The following is a 19,935-nucleotide window of genomic DNA, read 5'->3' on the forward strand; positions in this document are numbered from 1 at the left end:
TTACAGTTATTTTTTATAAATTTTATATATAATATAGTTTTTAAATAATCTACCTATTTTAGGGAGTAAAATATGTCATTTGGTACAAAGATTTTTTCGTTATTATTTATCTTAATAGCTCTAATAGTTTATACTGTAGCTAGTTTTGATTATAACAAAGTACAAGATAGTTCAGGTCAAGCTATAAGTACAAATGAGAAGCTTATAGACTTCGATACAAAAGTTATTATAAACTATATTGAAGAAGTAAAAAACAAAGCCCTAAAAATTAAAGATGAACTATTAAAAGATAGTTTAGACTCAAAGCCACAAGTTGAATTGAATAAAGTGGATAAGATCGTAGAAAATGAACAAAAAATTCAAGATAAGTTAACTGTTGATGATAATATGGCAGATGAAGAGGCAATGCAAGATAATGAAGATCAAGTAGAAGAAAGTCAAGAAAATTCTCAAGAAGAAGCTAAAGAACAGCCTGTAATTGAAGAGACTTTACAAGAAGAAACTCTAGAAGAAGAGCAAGTGCCTGTGCTAACATCAGAAGAAATACAAGAACAAATAAATGCTATTTTAAAAGATAATAAAATTATATTTAAAAGAGGAAGTGCGGATATCGCAAAAAACTCTTTTTCAAGTGTACAAAAAGTATCAGATATTTTAAAAGAACATGAAAATATAAAAGTAGAAATTGCAGGACATACAGATTCAAGAGGAAGAGCTTCATTAAACTTAAGAATATCACAAGATAGAGCAAATAGTGTTAAAAAAGCATTAGGTTCATTAGGTATTAGTGATAATAGATTAAAAGCAGTTGGTTATGGAGAGAAATTTCCAATAGCAAAAGATGATAAAAACGGCTTATCTGAAATAAACAGAAGAGTTGAAATAAATATAATAGGAGAAAATTAATGTTTGAAATAGCTTCTTTAATTGTACTAAATTTAGTCATAGCAGCATTTGTAGGTCTTTTAATAGGCTTCATGCTAGGTAGAGCTTCAAAGGCTTCATACACACCACCTGTGGATAACACAGAAAGTATGGATGATGGTGCTGGTTTAAAACCAAATGCAAGAAGATCAAATATTAATCCTATATTCAAAAAAAATTCAAGTGTTGATAACAAACCTTTAATTTTATCAAGCCCTAAACAATCAGGGAAGGATAATCTTAAAAAGATAAAAGGTATTAACAGTAAAATTGAAGAAGATTTAAATAAAATTGGAATTTTCCATTTTGAACAAATTGCTAAATGGACAAGTAAAAATTGTGATTGGATAGAAGAGTTTTTACAACTTCCAAGATGTGTTAAAAAATACCAATGGGTTGACCAAGCTAGAATTTTAGCTTCAGGAAAAGAAACAGTATATTCTCAAAAAGTAGAGGATAATGAAGTAGAAGTTGATTAATATAACTAGATCTCTAGTTATATTTAATCTACTTTATAAGTTTAAACCTTAGCAGCTCTTAATTTTCTAATAATTGAAGCTATATCTCTTGAGTATTTTCTAGCTCTTTTAGAGTTGTAACTCCATCCGCCATTATAACTACTCCAAACTCTTCTCCAATCATTTTTATGAACTTTTTTCCAGTATTTAAGCTCAGCAATTGCATTTTTTGTGGCAAATTCGAAGTCTGAAATAAGTTTCATAGCGTATCTATTTCTATTCCATGAAGTATCTCTTACTTTTTCTCTGCTTATAACAGTTTTAATATTTGCTTGGTATAAGCCAAAGTCTTTACTATTAACATTTACAAGGTACTTACCTATAGAAGACTCTTTAATAGCTATAGCCATAAGTGAGTAGCTAAGACCATACTTAGCGCCTTGTTGTTTAATTAATTTTAGCATTTTAATATCTTCCTTCGATAGTTTTGAAGGATTAAAGTTAGTTGCGAAGATATTGCTAATTAACAGTGAAACAAATAGAATTATTTTCAAATTCATTAAGGTTCTCCTTTATTTTCACTTAATTTTGGCGCGCATTATATATAAAATAGAATTATTTGTCAAATTCTAACTATAAATTACTTGTTTTATGCCTTAATTTAATCTAGTATTTAGCTTTTAAGAATATAATTCCGAAAAAATTTTAACGAGTTATAAAAATTGGAAAAAAGAGAATTTAAGAAAACAATAAAAGAAATAGGTTTCTCTTCACAGAAGAGTTTTGCAGAAAATATAGGTGTAAAAGCAACGACTTTTACAACATATAAAAGTATACCAAGTCATATAGAAAGAATTGTAAATATGGCATTAATGGCTAAAAAAAATGGTATTCCTTTTGAAGAAATCAAAGAAGCTATGAAGATAGATTAATAAATCTATCTTTTAGCACTTTTCCTTAATAAGGTTTTCTACACAAATTTCAATCATTTCATAAACTTTATCAAAACCTTCAAAACCTTCAAAGAAGTATGGATCTGGTACATCTTGTCCATCAAAGCCAAAATCTCCTAGTTTTAGTACATCTTTAGCACCTAATTTTTTAAGGTTTGTTATATTTGAATCATCTAAACCAACAACTAAATCATAATTTTTTAAATCTTCAATAGTTACTTGCTGAGCTCTTTGTTTTGAGATATCAAGGTCATTTTGTTTACAAACTTTTATAGAGTTTTCACAAGGTGGCTCACCTATATGCCAGTCACCTGTTCCTGCACTTTGTACATCTAGGTCTAAATTATTTTGTTTTGCGTATCTTTGTCCTACTCCTTGAGCTATTGGAGATCTACAGATATTTCCAAGGCAAACAAAGATAATTGATTTTACTTTACTCATTTTTATCTAATCCTATATTTATATATTTTCTAACTTTTTTTATTTCATCTAAATCGGCACTTACTTTGATAATCTCTTTATCATCATCTTTTACTACATTTCCAAAAGGTGAAATAATCGCACTTCCTTTTGCCATATTTTCATCAGCACTATTACTTGCTATTACAAAACATTGATTTACAAGAGCTAGAGATTTAGAGATAGTTTCATAGTGGTCTTTTCTTTTAAGTCCCCACATAGCAGGATTTAAAACTACATCAGCACCTTTAACTTTTTCCCAAAGTTGAGGAAATCTAAGCTCAAAGCAAATTAAAGTGGCTACTTTAAGACCGTTTATATCAAGAATTTTAATATCTTCTTTATTTCCTGCTTTAAAATGTTCAAGTTCATTTCCTAAAGGAAATAGTTTTAATTTTGATTGAGTATGTAAAATTTCTTGATTATGAAATATATGTAAAGTATTATAAAAAGCATTATTTTGCTTAGTAATAAATGTTAAAGCAATAGTTTTATTCTTTGCAAGGCTTTTTAGCTCTTCTATAGCCTTTATACTAAAATCAGAAGCCTCTTGCATCCTATCATAACAAAAGCCACTAAGAGCTATCTCAGGGGCTAAAATAATAGAGTTTTCTTCACACTTTTGAATCAAACTTTTTAAATGCTCTAAGTTTTTCTGAAAATCTTCACTTGTTTTAATTTGAAGTGCTATTAAGTTCATTTAATACCTTTTTTATTAAGTTTTCTACAGCAGTTTGATAAGAAATAGCTGTAGCATGAGAAGTGGCTTCATATTTAGTAACTAATTTTGGTTCTGTATTTGAAGCTCTAACTAAAGCCCAACCATACTCAAATACTATTCTAATACCATCTACTTTAATTATCTCTTTTATTACAGGAAAACCCCTTTGAGGTTTTTTAATCTCTTCTTTTAGTTTTTTTATTAAAGCGAATTTAATATCTTCGCTTGTAAACATTTCTATATTTGGACTTGTATAAACACTTGGAAGTTTTTCTATTTGCTTATCAAGGTTTACACCTTTAAAAACTAGTTCTAATACTCTAAGTGTGGCATATATAGCATCATCATATCCATAATATCTATCATTGAAGAAAATATGTCCTGATACTTCTGCTGCTAGGTCTGCATTTAACTCTTTTAATTTTAATCTTAAGTTTGAATAACCTGTTTTATCCATAACTGTTTTACCATGATTATTTATTTCATCAAAGATATTTTGAGAGTAAGTAACCTCTCCAATAATGACAGGGTTTTTCATAGTTTGTGAGAAAAGATAGGCTAAAGTATCACCTTTTATATTATGTTTTTGAGTTAATACAGCAATTCTATCAGCATCTCCATCATAAGCAAAACCAAGATTTGTATCTTTTTTAAGAAGTTTTTTTAAACTAGCTAGGTTTTTCTCTTTTGATGGGTCTGGATGATGGTTAGGAAAGTTACCATCTGGTATTGTATTTAAAGCTTTATATTTTAAATCAAGTTTATCAAGTATTTTACATATAACAGTATTTGCAACACCATTTCCACAGTCTATTGCAAACTTTTCTTTAAAACCTTGAAGATGTGAAAACTGTTTTACCATGTAATCTATATAAAGCTTTCTAGCATCTACTTTTTCGTATGTTAAATCTTTTTTGATTTCTATATTTGAATTCTTTTTGATTTGTTTATAAACTTTTATTAAATCATCTGCAAAAAAAGGTTCATTGTTTACTGTGATTTTAAAGCCATTGTATTTTTTAGCATTGTGACTACCTGTAATCATAATAGAAGCATTTGGTTTTATTTTTTGCTTTTTTATTTTAAAGCTTTGAAAAGAAGCAAAATAGTTAACACCAGTTGCAACTAAGCCACAGTTTAAAACCCTACAACCTGAGGCATTAAGACCACTAACAAGTGCTTTAAAAAGCATTTTTGAGTGTTTTCTTATATCATATCCTACAACTACATAGGCATTTTCACAACTTTTCTTTTGGATTTGCTTTCCTAAGTGGTAAGCTATAATCTTTGTGTTTTCTTTTGTAAGTTGCTTGTTTACAACTCCTCTAATGTCATACTGTCTAAAAATATTTTTATCTATCAATTCTTCACTTCTTAATAATTTTTTGTATTATACTTAAGATTTTTTGTTTTCTAAATTAAGTAGAAACTCTTTTTTCTCATCTCCACCTGCATAGACATTTGAAACACCCTCTTCTTTCATAACCCTATGACAAGGAACAATTATATTTAGCATATTTTGAGCACATGGACTCTCTAAGGCTTTCTTTGATTTAAGTCCTTCTATTTGAGAGGCTATTTGTTCAAATGTTGCTGTTTGCCCATAAGGTATTTTTAGAAGCTCTTTCCATACTTGTATTTGGAAAGTAGAACCAACTAACTGCATAGGTAGCTCAAAACTTGTTCTTTGTTTATTGAAATACTCATCAAGTTGTACTCTTAACATATCAAAATACTCACAGTTTGATGGAATAATATCCACATCAAAACTCTTCTTTAAAGTATCTATTCTAGCTTCTATATTAAAAGGTGTAAAGTAACATAACATCACTAAACCTTTTTTTGTAGCTGCTGCAAACATTTGCCCTAGTGGTGTATCTATTGTTGTTGTTAAAATAATCTCTTTTGATTGTGTTTTATATTCTCTCATGGTGGGATTTTATCATAAAGAAATTAAGATATAATACAAATATGCAAAATATGGATACTAAAAATATAAAAGTTTTATTTGTAGAAGATGATGATATAGCAAGACAAAATGGTGTTGAGTATTTAGAAAACTATTTCGATTTTGTATATGAAGCAAGTAATGCCTTAGAGGCTTTAAAAATTTTTGAAAAAGAGCAAGCTCATATTATAATCACTGATATACAAATGCCAAAATTAAATGGTTTGGAGTTTGTACAAAAAATAAGACAAAAAGACAAAAAAGTACAAGTTATAGTAATCTCTGCTTTTTGTGATAAAGACTATTTGTTTAAAGCTATAGAGTTACAGCTTGTAAAGTATCTAGTAAAGCCTGTGGATGACAAAAAGTTTGATGAGGCACTAAGCCTTTGTGTGAGTGCATTAAAAGAGGATAGCTCAAATATCATAAAACTAGATGAGCACTTTAGTTTTGATATGTTTAATTTAACTTTGTTTAAAAATGATGAGCTTGTAAAACTAAGAGCAAAAGAGCTTGATTTCTTATCACTACTATTAAAAAATAAAAATAGATATGTAACCCATAGTGAGATTGAAAACTATGTTTGGAGAGATGATGCGATGAGTAAGGATGCTTTAAAGACTTTGGTTAAAAACCTGAAAACAAAAATCCCAAAAGAACTTATCTCAAACCAATGGGGAGTGGGTTATAAAATAGATGTATGATTTAGCCCTTGTTTTAACTTATGGAATTACTTTTGGAATTGTTTTGATGACAATTATATATACTTTTATTAGGTATGTATACTCTAAAGAAATATTTTATATAAGCTATTGTTTGATGCAAATAGCTTCACTTATCTATATAGTTTCTTATAGTTCAATGTTTGATATAAGCATTCTTGTTCAAGAGTTAGCTTTAGTTATTGCTAGTTTAAGTGCCTTGGTCTTTGCTGTAAACTTCTATGAGGGAAAGTTTATACCAAAGATTACAAACTATAAAGAGTTGATACTAAATACTTTTTTATTAAATGTAGTGATACTTACAGCCTTTTACCACTATATGCTTTTTGAGTATTTGCCTTATACTATTATTTATGCTGTTTTATTTATCTCAGTGATTTTTAATCTAAAGCAAGGAATAAAACCAACTTTAGTTTATGTTCTTGGTTGGTCGGTTTTTTGTTTGATACTTTTTATTGGTGACTTCAAAGGCTTTTATACAACAAATGGCTATATGGATTTAGTAATAGTTGCTTTCTCTATTGAAGCAGTGCTATTTACTATGTCAGTAGCTTATAAATACAATAGTTTAAAGCAACAAAGTCAAAATTATGAAGAGATGCTATTTCAGCAATCAAAACTTGCAAAAACTGGACAAATGCTTCAAAATATCACCCATCAATTTAGACAACCTTTAAATAATATTTCATATATCTTGATGAATCTAAAAAAAAGATATGAAAACAAAAGATTAGATGATGAGTTTTTTTTCAAAAAAACCCAACAAGCAAATGAACAGTTACAGTATTTATCTAAAACTATTGAAGATTTTAGACAGTTTTATACACCATCAAAACAAAAAGATAACTTTTTAGTAAAAGATGCAATACAAAAAGCCATAACCATAATAGAACCTGATTTAAAAAAGCACAATATAGAACTTGATTTTAGTATTAATACCCATGAAAATATTGAGATTTATGGAATTTTAAATGAACTATCTCAAGTAATACTATCTTTACTTACAAATGCAAAAGATGAGTTAATAAATCTAGAAAAACCAAAAATAAAATTAGAGTTAGACTCTTCAAGTGCTGAGGTAGTAATAAAAATACTTGATAATGCAGGTGGTATAAAAGATATAAATAAAATTTTTGAACCATATTACACGACAAAAGATGAAGGCTTAGGCATAGGACTTTATTTAGTAAAACAGATAATAGAAGATAGTTTTGAAGGAAAAATCGAAGTTCTAAATCAAAAAGAGGGAGCTTTATTTACCCTCTTTTTGGAAAAAGCTAATTAGTTTTTTTCTTTGAAAAGTGAATTTCTAGGGTAAATAAAAGATAAGTCTTTTGTTTGAGTAGCTTCTTTATTTTCTAAAGCTTTTATATTTACCTTTATACTTAAAGCTGTATCTTTTTTATCTGATAAAAAAAGTCTCTTTTTAGTCTCTAAAATCACTACTTTCTTTACTCTACTGTTTGGTTTTAGTTTAAATGGCTTAAATCTTTTTACATAAAAGTCTTTATTTTGAACATCTAAATTAAAAGTATAGGCTTTGTTACTTGTATTGTGGAAGGTAAATATATAGTTGTTTGAAACTTTTCCTTCATCTTTTATAGTATAAAGCTTAGTTGTTTTGTTTATATTTACTAAGAAATACTCTTTTGTTGAAGCAAAAGATATTGTAAGTATCACACATAAAGCAAGAGATACAAAATAAGCGATATTTCTTTTTGAGAATATTGATACTTTTTTCTTTTTTATAACTTCATTTGTACTTCCCCAGTTAATAAGTGATTCTTTACCCATTTTTCCCATAACAGTATCACAAGCATCACTACACTCTAAACAGTTGATACACTCAACTTGTAAACCTTTTCTAATATCAATATGTGTAGGACATACTTTTACACAGGCTTCACAAGTAGTACATTCATCATTTTTTTCAAGCTCTTTCATTTTGAAAATTGACTTTACATTGTCTTTGTAAATATCTCCACCTCTATTTGTATCATAAACTACTTGTTTTGTGTCATCATCGTAAAGTACTGATTGAATTCTTGAATAAGGACACACATAAACACAGAAGTTCTCTTTCATAAAAACAACATCATAGATTAAAAATAGTGCAATACTTAAAATAAACATTATTAAAAGTGAATGGTTTAGTGGATCTTGAAGTTTAGCAAAGAACTCTTCAGGTGGTACAAAATACCATAGGAAATTTGATGCAGCTACAAGTGATAAAAATCCCCAGATTAATATAGCTAGATATTTTTTAATTTGATTTGATTTTTTTGAATAGTCAATATCTTTTTGTTTATTTTTATGCCTTCTCATACCTAAAAGTTTTGTCTCAATTAGGTCTCTATAAATAACTCTAAAGATAGTTTGAGGACAACCCCAACCACACCATAATCTACCAAACATTGAAGTTATTGCAAAAATACCAATAAATAAAAGCATTAATAAAAATGGCATTATATAAAGTTCATTTACATTAAAAGCAAAGCCCATAAAATGAAACTGCATTTTCTCGAAAGATAACAGTAATAAGTGGTTCCCATTGATTGTGATAAATGGCAGTAAAAAAACAACAATACTAATGATTGAATATGTAAGATATCTCTTTTGTGTATATTTCATCTAAAACTCCTTTTAAAAGATTTTATAACTACTTGGTGTTCACTTAGTGGTATAAAAAGCTTTTTTCTATTTTTTTGATACAATATTGAATAATTTTATAAAGGTATTTTATGATTGAACTAACAGAGCTTTATATGTTTATAATCGCTTCATTTTTATTATGTTTAGCCCCCGGTCCTGATAATATATATGTTTTAACACAAGGGATGACAAAAAGTAAAAAAGCTGCAATAGTTACTACTTTAGGTTTAGCAACAGGTCTTATTATCCATACATCAGCAGCTGCTTTTGGTATTTCTGTGATTTTTCAAACTTCAGAGCTTGCTTTTGATATTGTTAAGTTTGTTGGGGCTGCTTATTTACTTTATATAGCTTATCAAGCTTTTAAACATAGAAATGAAAAACTTGATTTGAGTGCTCAAAACTCTACAAAAGAGCTTAAAAAGCTTTACTTCAAAGGCTTTATTATGAATATTTTAAATCCAAAAGTATCTATTTTCTTTTTGGCTTTTCTTCCTCAGTTTGTAAATACACAAGCTGGAAATGTACCAATGCAGATGATTATTTTAGGAGCTGTTTTTATGGCATTAACTATTATAGTTTTTTCAAGTATTGGAATAGCTGGAAATTTACTAAGCAAGAGACTTTTAGAAAAACCTAATATTGTAAAGTATATGAATATTTTAACTTCTTTTGTTTTAGTGGGACTTGGAATAAAACTTGCATTATCACAAAGGTAGAGAATGAAAATCTTAATAATAGCTTTTCTTTTAGTAAGTTCAGTTTTTTCTCTTAGTTTAAAAGAAGAGATTGAAAAGTGTACAACTTTAGAACAAAATGAAAATAGACTTGTGTGTTTTGATAAAATAGCCAAAAAAATAAAGCCAAGCCAAGAGTTTATCACCAAAGGTTATATCATGGTTACTGAGTGTAAAAACTGCCATGGTAAGAACTGGGAGATTTCAACTGATGGGGAAATGTTAGTTAAGGATATGAGTGAAGAAGAGATTTATAACTCACTAATTGCTTATAAAAATAAAGAAAAAAAATTTCTTGCTATGAACTTTCAAATGAGCAAATACACAAAAGAAGAAATCAAATTCATGTCTGAATATATAAGTTATGAAATAATGACTTCTAAGTAAAAAATACTTAGAAGTTAAAAAAAGTCTTTACAAAACCAAATAAAATAAATCCTAAAATTAAAAAGAAAATATTAGTTTTATAAACTCTTAGAATAAATAGCCCTATTAAAACTACTAAAAAATCAAAGATTGAGTAAACAGCATTTGGAAAGACTGTATTTATAAGTACTGCAAAAAGCAAGGCAACAACTCCTGCATTTATACCTATCAAGGCTTTTTTGATACTTTGTTTTTTACTCAATGACTCAAAACTATCATAAAAAGCTAAAATCAATAAAAACCCTGGAAGAAAAATAGCTAGTGTTGCAATCAAAGCTCCCATGAAAGCTTGCTCTTCTGTGATTGTTGCACCTAAATATGAAGCAATTGTAAACATAGGTCCAGGAACTGCCTGCGCAAGTGAGTATGAAAGTATAAAATCATCTTTTGATACAAGGCTTCCTAGAGTATCTTGAAGTAGGGGAAGTACAACATGCCCTCCTCCAAATACTAAACTTCCAGTTTCATAAAAAGAGCTAAATATCTTAAGTTCGATACTACTTGAAGCAATAAGAGGCAAGATAAATAAAAGAGCAAAAAATATAAAAAGTGGAAATTTTTTACTTTTTATGTTTGTACTGTTTTCCTCTTTTTTGTTTTCTTTTTTTACAAAAAAATAGCTAACAACTCCTGCAAAAACTAAAACTAAGATTTGCATATATACAAATGAAAAGCTAATAAGTAAAATAGTACTTATTGCAAATATTGATATTGTAAGCTTGTCTTTACAAAAGCTTTTAAACATAGAGATAATAGCATCACTTACAATCACAACTGCAAATAGTTTTAAACCTATAATCAAAGCTTCAATACTGCTATTTTGGCTTGAAGATAAATCAAAAGTGGCTATAAAATATAAAAGTATAAAAGAAGGAAAAGTAAAAGCTACAAAAGCTGTAATAGCTCCTATTAAACCACCTTTTTTAAGTCCTATTGCAAAGCCAACTTGTGAAGAGCTAGGTCCTGGAAGAAATTGGCTTAAAGCTAAAATCCTTGAGTAAGAACTATCATCAAGCCAGTTTAGTTTTTCAACAAATGTTTTTCTAAAATAGCCTATATGAGCCATAGGACCACCAAAACTAAAAAGTCCTAAAGTAAAAAATTTTATAAAAATATCAATGTAGTTTTTCATTACAACCTCTTAAAAAAGAGATGATTATATCTACTTTTTTAAGAAAGGCTTGTAATCAATTTGTAATAATTAATTTACTTCGTCTGTGTATACACAAACGTTGAAGTCTGCAACTAAACCATCAGGGTTTACGCAATGAGTTTCAAAAAACTCTGTGATGTAAGGTTTTTGGCAGTGAAGTTCAAAGTCTTCATTTGATGCCCAGATTTCATTAAAAACTATAGGAAAAGATTTTCCCATAGCATTTGGATGTTCAAAATGTTTTGTAACTATATATTGAATACATCCATCTTCTCTTGTAGTTTGAGGTTCTAAGCCTTGTAAAACTTCAATTAACTCTTGCTCTTTCCCCTCTTTTGCTTTAAATGAAGCAACACAATATACTTTTTTTGACATTATCTTGTTTGCCCTTTTCCGTAGATTTTATACTTAAATGTTGTTAAGTCATTAATACCCATAGGTCCTCTTGAATGAAGTTTATTAGTTGAAATACCAACTTCTGCTCCAAGTCCAAAGGCTCCACCATCTGTAAATCTTGTACTTGCATTTGCATATACACAAGCAGCATCTACAGCATCTAAAAACTTATTTACAGCTGTATAGTTTTCACTTAAAATTGACTCTGAGTGTCCTGAACCATATTTTGAGATATGAGCAATAGCTTCATCTACATTTTGAACTATTTTAATATTTAAAATATTTGCTAAATACTCTGTATCATAATCTTCATGTGTTGCACACTGAATATCTAAGTGTTTTAAAGTCTCTTTACAACCTTTAAGTTGTGTTCCATGTTCCATAAACGCGTCATAAAGTCCAGGTAAAATATAAGGGGCAATTTCTTGATGAACTAGTAATGTTTCCATGGCATTACAAACACCAGGTCTTTGAACTTTTGCATTTAAAGCAATATCTATGATTTTATTATGAGCTGCATCTCTATCAATATAGATATGGCATAAACCTTTATCGTGCTTTATTACAGGAACTGATGAGTTCTCACTTACATATCTAATTAGAGCTTCTCCACCTCTTGGTACGATTAAATCTACATATTTATCTTGTTTGATTAGCTTGGCTACACCTTCTCTTGTAGAGTCTGGAAGTAAAGAAATTGCTTGTTCTGGTAGTTTGTTTTTTGCTAATACTTGTCTTAAAACATTTGCAATTGCTTTATTTGAATGTTGAGCCTCTTTACCACCTTTTAGTACACAAACATTTCCACTTTTAAAACAAAGTGCTGCTGTATCAGATGTTACATTTGGTCTACTTTCATAAATAATACCAATTACTCCAATAGGAACAGATACTTTTTGGATATTTAGGTCATCTTCTGTTACCCATCCATCAAGTAGTCTTCCTACTGGCTCTTTTTGTGAAGCAATTTGTCTAATTGCATCAGCCATTCCTTGAACTCTCTCTCCTGTAAGAAGAAGTCTGTCAAGTAAGGCTTCACTTAAGTCATTCATATTTCCTTCATGCATATCTTTTCTATTGTGGTCAACTATATAATCACAATGTGCCATTAATGCATCAGCCATTTCGTTTAGTACTTTGTTTTTTGTTTTAGTACTAAGGTTTGCAATAGTTCGGCTAGTTTTCTTAGCCTCTTCTAAAAATTGTTGCATTACATATCCCTATATTTTATTTTAATGCGATATTATATCAAAATTAGCTATTAAGTCTTTTAATCACTTATTTTAACTACGTATCTTCCTACAGCTTTACCTTCAAGTAGTAATTCATAGGCTTTTTTTACTTCATCTAAAGCTATTTCATTTGTGATATTTTTAAGGTCTTCTATCTTCCATTTACTTGCTATTTTTTCCCAAGCAGCTTGTTTTTTCTCTAGTTTACACTCAACAGAATCAATACCAATAAGTCTAACCCCTCTTAAAATAAATGGGAATACATTTGTATTTAATTCATGTGAAGATGTAAGTCCACAACAAGTAGCAACACCATCATATTTGATAAGTTTTAAAGCATTTGCTAAAACCTCTCCACCAACAGTATCAACTACACCTGCATATTTTTCACCTAAAAGTGGTCTTTTAGAACTCTCTTCATTAAATTCATCTCTTAAGATAACTTCACTAGCTCCTATTCTTTTTAAGTAGTCAACTTTTTCAGATTTTCCAGAAATAGCTACAACTTTATAACCAATCTTACTTAAAATAGATACAGCAATAGAACCAACTCCACCAGTTGCACCTGTAACTAAAATAGCTCCATTTTCTGCTTTAACGCCATTATCAATTAATTCATTTATTGATAGAGCTGCTGTAAGTCCTGCTGTACCAAATGTCATGATTTCTTTATCAGTAATTGCATCAGGAGTTCTTGCTACCCAAGAAGAAGGAACTTTTACATATTGAGCATGTCCTCCATCTGTATTCATTCCTAAATCATAACCAGTTACAAGTACCCTCTCCCCTGCTTTAAAAATAGGTGATTTTGACTCATAAATCTCACCAGCTAAATCTATCCCTGTGATATGAGGAAAGTTTCTTGTAACACCAGGATTTCCAGCTGAGCTTAGGGCGTCTTTATAGTTTAAAGATGAGTAGTTTACTTTTATAATTACCTCATTATCTCCACACTTTGGCATAGATAATTCTCTAACTTCTGTACTAAACTCTTTATCTGCTATTTTTTCTACAACTAATGCTTTCATATATATAATCCTTAGTTTTGATATTTTTAAAAGTTTAGCTAAAATACATCTAAAGAGCAAGAACTGACAAAAAAGATAGGTACTTACTAAAAAGATGCTATGGAGTATTAAAATGACTAAAAAAATAGATGAAAAAATAGAACAAAGTATTGAGAAATGCCCAGTAGAAACGGCACTTGATGTACTTGCAGGAAAATGGAAAATATTAATTTTATGGTATTTAAGAAGTGAGAAAAAGAGATTTAATGAATTACAAAAACTTCTTCCAAGAACAACACAAAAGATGTTAATCCAAAAATTAAGAGAGCTGGAAGAGGATGGAATAGTTCATAGGGAAGTATACCCAGTTGTACCTCCAAAGGTGGAGTACTCTTTAACTGAATATGGACAGAGTTTAAAACCTATATTAAAACAAATGTATTTATGGGGTGAGATACATAAAGAGAAGTTTAACTCTTAGTTTAAACTTCTCTGCTTTAGAAGAAAATAAATAACTATACTAAGTCCTGTTCCTGATAGAACCATTGACATTATCATAATTTGATACCTTACAGCTATTAGTGGGTCAACTCCTGATAGGATTTGACCTGTCATCATCCCAGGTAGTGATACTAATCCTACTGCTAATAATGAGTTGATTTGAGGTATCATTGAAGCTTTAAATGCGTCTCTTCTTGAAGTTATAAAATCTTTTGTTCTATCATACTCACTTTCAAATCTCTCAATAGCCAAAGATAGGCCATTCATATTATTTGCAAAGACCATTCCTGCAAGTGGTATTACGTACTGTGGTTCGTATATATTTACTAAACCTAATACGAAATATAATATCAAAATTAGATGGATTAAACTAGAAGTAGTAGATGAAATAAATACATTTATATATTCGCTTTTTGTTTTGTTTTTTATGTTTCTTATACATATCCAAGTAGAAACTATTAACATAAAAGAAATGACTACTATTCCCATATAGATATGTTTGTTTTCAAAAAGTATTAAAAGTAAATAACCTATTGCTAGTAGTTGTACTACCATTCTAATGGTAGCATATAAAATCTCTGTTTGATTGCCAACCCAAGATTTATAAAAATACCAAACTATAATTAGTGGTAAAAGTAAGTACAATAAGTTTATTAAAGGAATTGTTTGCATAAACTTATTGTAGAAGAACTTTACTTTTTATCTTCTTTTGTTACTAAAAGAAGATTTGATAGTGAGAGTTTATTTAGTAAATCAAGTAGCTTTACTACTCTTTCGTATTTTACTTCTTTATCAATTCGTACTATCAAAGCTCTTTTTTTATCTATGTCTTTTAAAGACTCTTCAAGCTGTAAAAAATCAGTTTCTTTACTATTATAAGCCAGTTTTTCTTTTGTAATCTCTATTACAACTTCTTCTTTTTTAACAATTTGAGAACTACTTTGTGAAGCAGGAAGGCTTAGATTTAAAATAGTTTCATTTTTTTTAAACTCACTTGCAACAATAAAAAAGATTAATAGTAAAAACACCACATCAATAAGTGGTGTTAAATCCATAGAAATTAGCTCTCTTTTTTTAACTAATCTTCTCACGAGTTATCCTATGTACTATTAAAGACTCATATTTAGCCTCTAGCTTTGTAAAAGCACCTTGAAGATAGTTATATCCCACATAGTGAGGAAGAGCAACTATAAGCCCTCCTACTGTTGTAATAAGTGCAAGGGAAATACCTGAGGCAAAAGAGTTAGCCCCACTTGAAAAACCAGTTGCTGCAATAGTCTCAAAAGATGAAAGTACACCTATAACAGTTCCTAAAAGTCCTAAGATAGGAGCAATAGTTGCGATTATCTTGATAGTATTCATTCCTGATTCACAAGAAAGTAAATATTTTGAAGCTTTATTGTATATCTCATCTTCTAAATGAACAAAGGCTGTAGAGTGTTCTTTTTGTACTTCATTAAAGATATTTGTTACTATTTTTTGGGCTTTTCTTTTTTCAACTTGTAGTTGTATAAACTTCCAAAGTAAAATAGTAAGACCAACTATATTTAAAAATACTAAAATATACATAACATAACCACCTAGGTGTATGTATTCTATTAGCGAGTGTTGCATAGGTTTTCCTTATTGTAGTTTAAACTCTATAGGGATAATTATATCCATATATGAGGCTTTTATTTTTTTATCAAATGCCATAAAAGAGTTTGTATCTGATATTGCTTCAAGTGCTGCTTTATCCAATCTTTTTTTAGAACTTGTTTTTAAAACTTTTATATTTATAAAATTTCCATTTTTTAATACTCTAAAAGAGATATTTACAACTCCTTGTTCTTTTAGTCTTTTTGAGATTCTTGGATAGTGTTTATTCTCATTTATTTTTGCTCTTAGTGCATGTAGATATTGATTTTTTAATCTATCTTGTTCTTTTTTGATTTTCTCTTTGTTTATACTTATTATAGGCTGTACGCTTTTTATAGGCTTTGTTGGCTTTTTTACTAGCTCTTGTTTTGTCTCTTTTACTTCTTTTTTTACTTCTTTTGTTTTTTTAATTTCTGATTTTACTTTTTGTTTAATTATTCTTTCTTTTACTGGTTTTTTCTTTTCAACTTTTTTCTTTACTGTCTTCTTTATAATAGGTTTTTTAGTCTCTTTTTTGGGAAGTTCTTTTTTTATAACAGGCTTTTCTTTAGGTTTTGGTTGTGGTTTTTGTATTTGAGCCATTTGAAGATGTACTTTATGCTCTTTTGCGATATCTTGTTTTATAGGTATGTTTTTATTTTCAGGCATAGGCATACTAAATAAATAGTAATGAATAGTAGAAATTGATAAAAGGGATATTGTAAATAAAAATAAGTTCATAATTGCCGTTTTTCTTTTTTGATTAGGCATATTTTAGTAAAGAAGTGTTAAAAAACTATTAATTACTTAATAAGTCTTTTAAACTATCTAAGGGATTTTTCCCATCAAGTACTAGTTTTACTTCCTTTGCTATGGGTGTATATATTTCATGTTTTGAAGATAGGTTATAAATAGCTTCACTTGTTTTAACACCCTCTGCTACTTCTCCAAGCTCTTCTAAAATATCTTCTAAGCTTTTATTTTCTGCAAGACCAAGTCCTACTCTATAGTTTCGACTCATAGTAGAACTAGCTGTCAAAAACAAATCACCTGCACCACTTAAACCTACAAAAGATGATTTTTTAGCACCAAAGTGCTTACCAAATCTTTGCATTTCTACAAGACCTCTTGAAATTAGTGAGGCTTGTGCATTTTTACCAAGATTTAAACCTTCACAAATACCACTAGCAATTGCAAGTACATTTTTGTAAGCCCCTGCTACTTCAGCACCTATTACATCATCACTATAATAAGTCTTAATAAAGTTAGGGAAAAATGGTTCAAAATCATCATATAGCTCTTTTGAAGATGAGTTTAAAACTAAAGCACAAGGAAGCCCTTGTATAACTTCAGCTGCAAAAGAAGGACCTGAAATAAAACCTATATTTTTTTCAGGTACAAAATCTGCATAAATTTCATTTAAAAACTCTCCTGAGCTTGCTTCTATACCTTTTGAAGCTACTAGGATTTTGTGATTATTGAATTTGAAGTTGTTTTTTAACCAAGCTCTTATTTCTTGAGCAGGAATTGCTATTACTAAAAAGTCACATTTTAAAGCAGTATCTAAATCAACAAAATTCTTAATATCTCTTTTTGTTCTTGATGTGATTAAACACTTTTGTTTTTGTGATAGTGCAAAGTGTAAGGCTTGACCCCATTTACCTGCACCAATTACTGCTATTGAACCTTTCATTTCAGCCTTTCTAACCTAGTCTTTCTTTTAATAATTCATTTACTTTTTGTGGGTTTGCGCTACCTTTTGATGCTTTCATAGTTTGACCTACAAAGAATCCAAATAGTTTATCTTTTCCACTTTTGTATTGTTCTACTTTATCTTGATTTGCTGCAAGAATTCCATCAATGATTTCTAAAATAGCTCCATCATCAGATACTTGTTTTAATCCAAGTTCATCAATAACTGCATCTACTTCAACTTCTGGTTTTTCCATTAAGTAATCAAGTACTTCTTTTGCTGCTTTTCCAGAGATTGTTCCATCTTCAATTGCTTTTACAACAGAAGCTAGCTTTTTGGCTTGAACTGGTGAGTTTTCAAGTGTAACTCCCTCACCAAATCTTGCAGGTAATTCAACTGTCAACCATGTAGCAGCATTTTTACCTGTAATTCCTTCTTTCATCATCTCATCAAAGAAGTTAGCAGTTTCTAGGTTTGCTGTAATAACCGAGGCATCATACTCTTTGATACCAAAGTCATTTACAAATCTAGCTTTTTTCTCATCTGGTAGTTCTGGAATCTGTGTGTATTTTTCCATCATTTCATCTGTAATAATTACAGGTAATAAATCAGGATCTGGGAAATATCTATAATCAGCTGCGTCTTCTTTCCCTCTCATAGATCTAGTTTCACCTTTTTCAGGGTCAAATAGTCTTGTTTCTTGAACGATTTCAGTATCATGAATACCATCTTCCCAAGCTTCAATATGTCTATTTACTTCATATTTAATAGCTTTTTCGATGAATTTAAATGAGTTCATGTTTTTGATCTCACATCTTGTATATAACTTATCATCACCCTTTGGTCTAATAGATACATTAACATCAGCTCTAAATGAACCCTCTTGCATATTTGCATCACTTATTCCTAAGTATCTTACAATAGAGTGAAGTTTTTTAAGGTATAAAATAGCCTCTTCTGAACTTCTCATATCAGGTTCTGATACGATTTCAAGTAGTGGTGTTCCTGCTCTATTAAGGTCAACATGAGAAGCATTTCCGGCATGTATACTCTTACCTGCATCATTTTCTAAATGGGCTCTTGTAACACCAATAGTCTTAGAAGTTCCATCTTCAAAATCAATAACTAATTCACCAAGTCCAACTACAGGCACTTCAAATTGTGAGATTTGATATCCATTTGGTAAATCTGGATAGAAGTAATTTTTTCTATTAAAAATAGATTTTTTATTTATTTGTGAGTTTAAAGCAGTTCCTAGCATAATAGCTTTATGAACAGCTTCTTTATTTAATACAGGAAGTGCTCCTGGAAGTCCTAAACAAGTTGGACATACATTTGTATTTGGTTCTTCTCCAAAACTTGTTGCACATGAACAAAATAGTTTACTTTTAGTATTTAACTGAGCGTGTACTTCTAAACCAATAATTACTTCAAACATATCTGACATAAGTTTTTATCCTTTTTATTTTTTCCTGTTTTATCTTACTATTTTAATATTTGCTGTTAGTCTTTCTTTTTCAAAATAGTCTTTTAAATACTTTTTCTCTCTTATCTTCATAATATCATTGAAGATTTTTCCTTTTACAATTTCAAAGTCTAAAGTAGTTGAACCTTTTTTCTCTTTTACATAAAGCGTATTGTATGCTTTGTTTGATGTGAAAATAGGTGTAAAATTACTTTTTTTAGTTTTATTTAAAATAAATTGTAATTGAGGATTAAGTCTTGCACTATCTAAACTAATAGCATTTCTTGTTACTTCATTTGATACTAATAAAGGGTTTTTAATAGTAGCTAATAAAGCTTTTTTGTTTTTTGATGAGTATTGAATAACTTCTATTGTTTGGGCAGTTTTAAACTGCTCTTGATTGTTATTATAATAGATTTTTAAATCTTCTTCATTTGCAATTTTTAATTGACCTTTAACAAGTTTTTCAATTAATTTTTGTCTAACTACAGTTTTTTTAGCTTCTTGTTCAAAAACATCATAGTCACTGTATTGTTGTCTAACAATAGATTTAAAAGAGTAAACATCCATACCATTCGCAGCTGCTAATTTTTCAATGTAGTTATTTACATCAAAAACATCTGCTGAAACATTATGTTTTTTTACTAATTGCTCAAAAAGTATTTCATCAATAAGGTCATTTACTACCTTATTTTTAGATACATCTTTTTGAACCATTTGTTTATCTATATCATAAAGAGTTATAGGCTCGCCATTTACTGTAATTGCAATACCATTTATAATACCAGCAAAACTAAGCGTTGAGCCTACTAGTAGGGATAATAAAAGTTTGTACATCAAAAATCCTTTTTAATAAAACAGACATTTTACC

25 protein-coding genes are annotated in these 19,935 nt (G+C 29.1%); 8 read left to right on the forward strand and 17 right to left on the reverse strand.

Annotated elements, in window-relative coordinates; translation table 11 throughout:
- Window positions 1-72: 72 nt before the first annotated feature.
- Window positions 73-906, forward strand: a complete 834-nt coding sequence (locus NJU99_RS00145) for an OmpA family protein (protein ID WP_254576715.1) — start codon at window positions 73-75, stop codon at window positions 904-906.
- On the forward strand, window positions 906-1,403 hold the full coding sequence (locus NJU99_RS00150) for a hypothetical protein (RefSeq protein ID WP_254576716.1): 498 nt from the start codon (window positions 906-908) through the stop codon (window positions 1,401-1,403). The genes NJU99_RS00145 and NJU99_RS00150 overlap by 1 nt, the downstream gene beginning before the upstream one ends.
- A gap of 41 nt (window positions 1,404-1,444) precedes the next feature.
- On the opposite strand, the gene NJU99_RS00155 is transcribed toward NJU99_RS00150, so the two are convergent.
- Entirely contained in the window at window positions 1,445-1,942 is a 498-nt protein-coding gene (locus NJU99_RS00155; protein ID WP_254576717.1) for a transglycosylase SLT domain-containing protein, read from the reverse strand.
- Window positions 1,943-2,104: 162 nt separating this feature from the next.
- On the opposite strand from NJU99_RS00155, the gene NJU99_RS00160 reads away from it, so the two are divergent.
- The gene (locus tag NJU99_RS00160; protein WP_254576718.1) at window positions 2,105-2,314 is read left to right on the forward strand and encodes a hypothetical protein; all 210 of its coding nucleotides are present in this window, start codon (window positions 2,105-2,107) and stop codon (window positions 2,312-2,314) included.
- 12 nt (window positions 2,315-2,326) lie between these two features.
- Here NJU99_RS00160 and NJU99_RS00165 read toward each other — a convergent pair whose 3' ends face one another.
- Genes NJU99_RS00165 through NJU99_RS00180 form a run of 4 tightly spaced genes read right to left on the reverse strand, consistent with a single transcriptional unit; the run spans window position 2,327 to window position 5,445 of the window.
- Window positions 2,327-2,776: a low molecular weight protein-tyrosine-phosphatase gene (locus tag NJU99_RS00165; protein ID WP_254576719.1), complete on the reverse strand. Its 450-nt coding sequence runs from the start codon at window positions 2,774-2,776 to the stop codon at window positions 2,327-2,329.
- Window positions 2,769-3,494, reverse strand: a complete 726-nt coding sequence (locus NJU99_RS00170; RefSeq protein WP_254576720.1) for a carbon-nitrogen hydrolase family protein — start codon at window positions 3,492-3,494, stop codon at window positions 2,769-2,771. Before NJU99_RS00170 ends, NJU99_RS00165 begins: the two co-directional genes overlap by 8 nt.
- Window positions 3,469-4,878 carry a phosphomannomutase/phosphoglucomutase gene (locus NJU99_RS00175; protein WP_254576721.1) on the reverse strand — a complete coding sequence of 470 codons (1,410 nt, stop codon included), beginning with the start codon at window positions 4,876-4,878 and terminating at the stop codon, window positions 3,469-3,471. Before NJU99_RS00175 ends, NJU99_RS00170 begins: the two co-directional genes overlap by 26 nt.
- Window positions 4,879-4,911: 33 nt before the next feature.
- Window positions 4,912-5,445, reverse strand: a complete 534-nt coding sequence (locus tag NJU99_RS00180) for a methylated-DNA--[protein]-cysteine S-methyltransferase (protein ID WP_254576722.1) — start codon at window positions 5,443-5,445, stop codon at window positions 4,912-4,914.
- A gap of 41 nt (window positions 5,446-5,486) precedes the next feature.
- Between NJU99_RS00180 and NJU99_RS00185 the strand changes: the two genes are divergently transcribed.
- Together NJU99_RS00185 and NJU99_RS00190 are read left to right on the forward strand one after the other, a co-directional pair.
- Window positions 5,487-6,167, forward strand: a complete 681-nt coding sequence (locus NJU99_RS00185; RefSeq protein WP_254576723.1) for a response regulator transcription factor — start codon at window positions 5,487-5,489, stop codon at window positions 6,165-6,167.
- Complete coding sequence (locus NJU99_RS00190) at window positions 6,160-7,470, forward strand: sensor histidine kinase (RefSeq protein ID WP_254576724.1); 1,311 nt, start codon at window positions 6,160-6,162, stop codon at window positions 7,468-7,470. The genes NJU99_RS00185 and NJU99_RS00190 overlap by 8 nt, the downstream gene beginning before the upstream one ends.
- Here NJU99_RS00190 and ccoG read toward each other — a convergent pair.
- On the reverse strand, window positions 7,467-8,816 hold the full coding sequence (ccoG, locus tag NJU99_RS00195) for a cytochrome c oxidase accessory protein CcoG (protein ID WP_254576725.1): 1,350 nt from the start codon (window positions 8,814-8,816) through the stop codon (window positions 7,467-7,469). The two genes, NJU99_RS00190 and ccoG, sit on opposite strands and share 4 nt — an antisense overlap.
- Before the next feature lie 110 nt (window positions 8,817-8,926).
- Here ccoG and NJU99_RS00200 point away from each other — a divergent pair, with 110 nt between their 5' ends.
- Together NJU99_RS00200 and NJU99_RS00205 are read left to right on the forward strand one after the other, a co-directional pair.
- Window positions 8,927-9,556, forward strand: a complete 630-nt coding sequence (locus NJU99_RS00200; RefSeq protein ID WP_254576726.1) for a LysE family translocator — start codon at window positions 8,927-8,929, stop codon at window positions 9,554-9,556.
- 3 nt (window positions 9,557-9,559) lie between these two features.
- Complete coding sequence (locus NJU99_RS00205) at window positions 9,560-9,961, forward strand: c-type cytochrome (RefSeq protein ID WP_254576727.1); 402 nt, start codon at window positions 9,560-9,562, stop codon at window positions 9,959-9,961.
- Between the two features lie 7 nt (window positions 9,962-9,968).
- Here the strand turns inward: NJU99_RS00205 and chrA are convergent, their stop codons facing one another.
- The 4 genes from chrA to NJU99_RS00225 all read right to left on the reverse strand — a co-directional run bounded on the left by chrA (window position 9,969) and on the right by NJU99_RS00225 (window position 13,809).
- Window positions 9,969-11,132 (reverse strand): chromate efflux transporter, encoded by a 1,164-nt coding sequence (gene chrA, locus NJU99_RS00210; RefSeq protein ID WP_254576728.1) that lies wholly within the window; start codon window positions 11,130-11,132, stop codon window positions 9,969-9,971.
- Between the two features lie 69 nt (window positions 11,133-11,201).
- Entirely contained in the window at window positions 11,202-11,528 is a 327-nt protein-coding gene (locus tag NJU99_RS00215; RefSeq protein ID WP_254576729.1) for a putative quinol monooxygenase, read from the reverse strand.
- A complete protein-coding gene (locus NJU99_RS00220) occupies window positions 11,528-12,760 on the reverse strand; it encodes a glutamate-5-semialdehyde dehydrogenase (RefSeq protein WP_254576730.1) in 1,233 nt (410 codons plus the stop codon). The genes NJU99_RS00215 and NJU99_RS00220 overlap by 1 nt, the downstream gene beginning before the upstream one ends.
- Before the next feature lie 59 nt (window positions 12,761-12,819).
- On the reverse strand, window positions 12,820-13,809 hold the full coding sequence (locus NJU99_RS00225) for a YhdH/YhfP family quinone oxidoreductase (protein ID WP_254576731.1): 990 nt from the start codon (window positions 13,807-13,809) through the stop codon (window positions 12,820-12,822).
- A gap of 112 nt (window positions 13,810-13,921) precedes the next feature.
- Between NJU99_RS00225 and NJU99_RS00230 the strand changes: the two genes are divergently transcribed.
- Entirely contained in the window at window positions 13,922-14,269 is a 348-nt protein-coding gene (locus NJU99_RS00230; RefSeq protein ID WP_254576732.1) for a winged helix-turn-helix transcriptional regulator, read from the forward strand.
- Here the strand turns inward: NJU99_RS00230 and NJU99_RS00235 are convergent.
- Genes NJU99_RS00235 through NJU99_RS00265 form a run of 7 tightly spaced genes read right to left on the reverse strand, consistent with a single transcriptional unit; the run spans window position 14,266 to window position 19,901 of the window.
- Entirely contained in the window at window positions 14,266-14,961 is a 696-nt protein-coding gene (locus NJU99_RS00235) for an ABC transporter permease (protein WP_254576733.1), read from the reverse strand. The genes NJU99_RS00230 and NJU99_RS00235 overlap by 4 nt on opposite strands.
- Before the next feature lie 20 nt (window positions 14,962-14,981).
- The gene (locus tag NJU99_RS00240; protein WP_254576734.1) at window positions 14,982-15,380 is read right to left on the reverse strand and encodes an ExbD/TolR family protein; all 399 of its coding nucleotides are present in this window, start codon (window positions 15,378-15,380) and stop codon (window positions 14,982-14,984) included.
- Window positions 15,364-15,903: a MotA/TolQ/ExbB proton channel family protein gene (locus NJU99_RS00245; protein ID WP_254576735.1), complete on the reverse strand. Its 540-nt coding sequence runs from the start codon at window positions 15,901-15,903 to the stop codon at window positions 15,364-15,366. Before NJU99_RS00245 ends, NJU99_RS00240 begins: the two co-directional genes overlap by 17 nt.
- 9 nt (window positions 15,904-15,912) lie before the next feature.
- On the reverse strand, window positions 15,913-16,647 hold the full coding sequence (locus NJU99_RS00250; RefSeq protein ID WP_254576736.1) for an energy transducer TonB: 735 nt from the start codon (window positions 16,645-16,647) through the stop codon (window positions 15,913-15,915).
- Window positions 16,648-16,705: 58 nt separating this feature from the next.
- Entirely contained in the window at window positions 16,706-17,599 is an 894-nt protein-coding gene (locus NJU99_RS00255; RefSeq protein WP_254576737.1) for an NAD(P)H-dependent glycerol-3-phosphate dehydrogenase, read from the reverse strand.
- A gap of 10 nt (window positions 17,600-17,609) precedes the next feature.
- Window positions 17,610-19,037, reverse strand: coding sequence for an Asp-tRNA(Asn)/Glu-tRNA(Gln) amidotransferase subunit GatB (gene gatB / locus NJU99_RS00260; protein WP_254578112.1), 1,428 nt, complete (start codon window positions 19,035-19,037; stop codon window positions 17,610-17,612).
- A 39-nt stretch (window positions 19,038-19,076) separates the two neighbouring features.
- Window positions 19,077-19,901, reverse strand: a complete 825-nt coding sequence (locus tag NJU99_RS00265) for a peptidylprolyl isomerase (protein ID WP_254576738.1) — start codon at window positions 19,899-19,901, stop codon at window positions 19,077-19,079.
- Window positions 19,902-19,935 lie beyond the last annotated feature (34 nt).

This window comes from Arcobacter roscoffensis (genome assembly GCF_024267655.1).
Classification (GTDB): domain Bacteria; phylum Campylobacterota; class Campylobacteria; order Campylobacterales; family Arcobacteraceae; genus Arcobacter_B; species Arcobacter_B roscoffensis.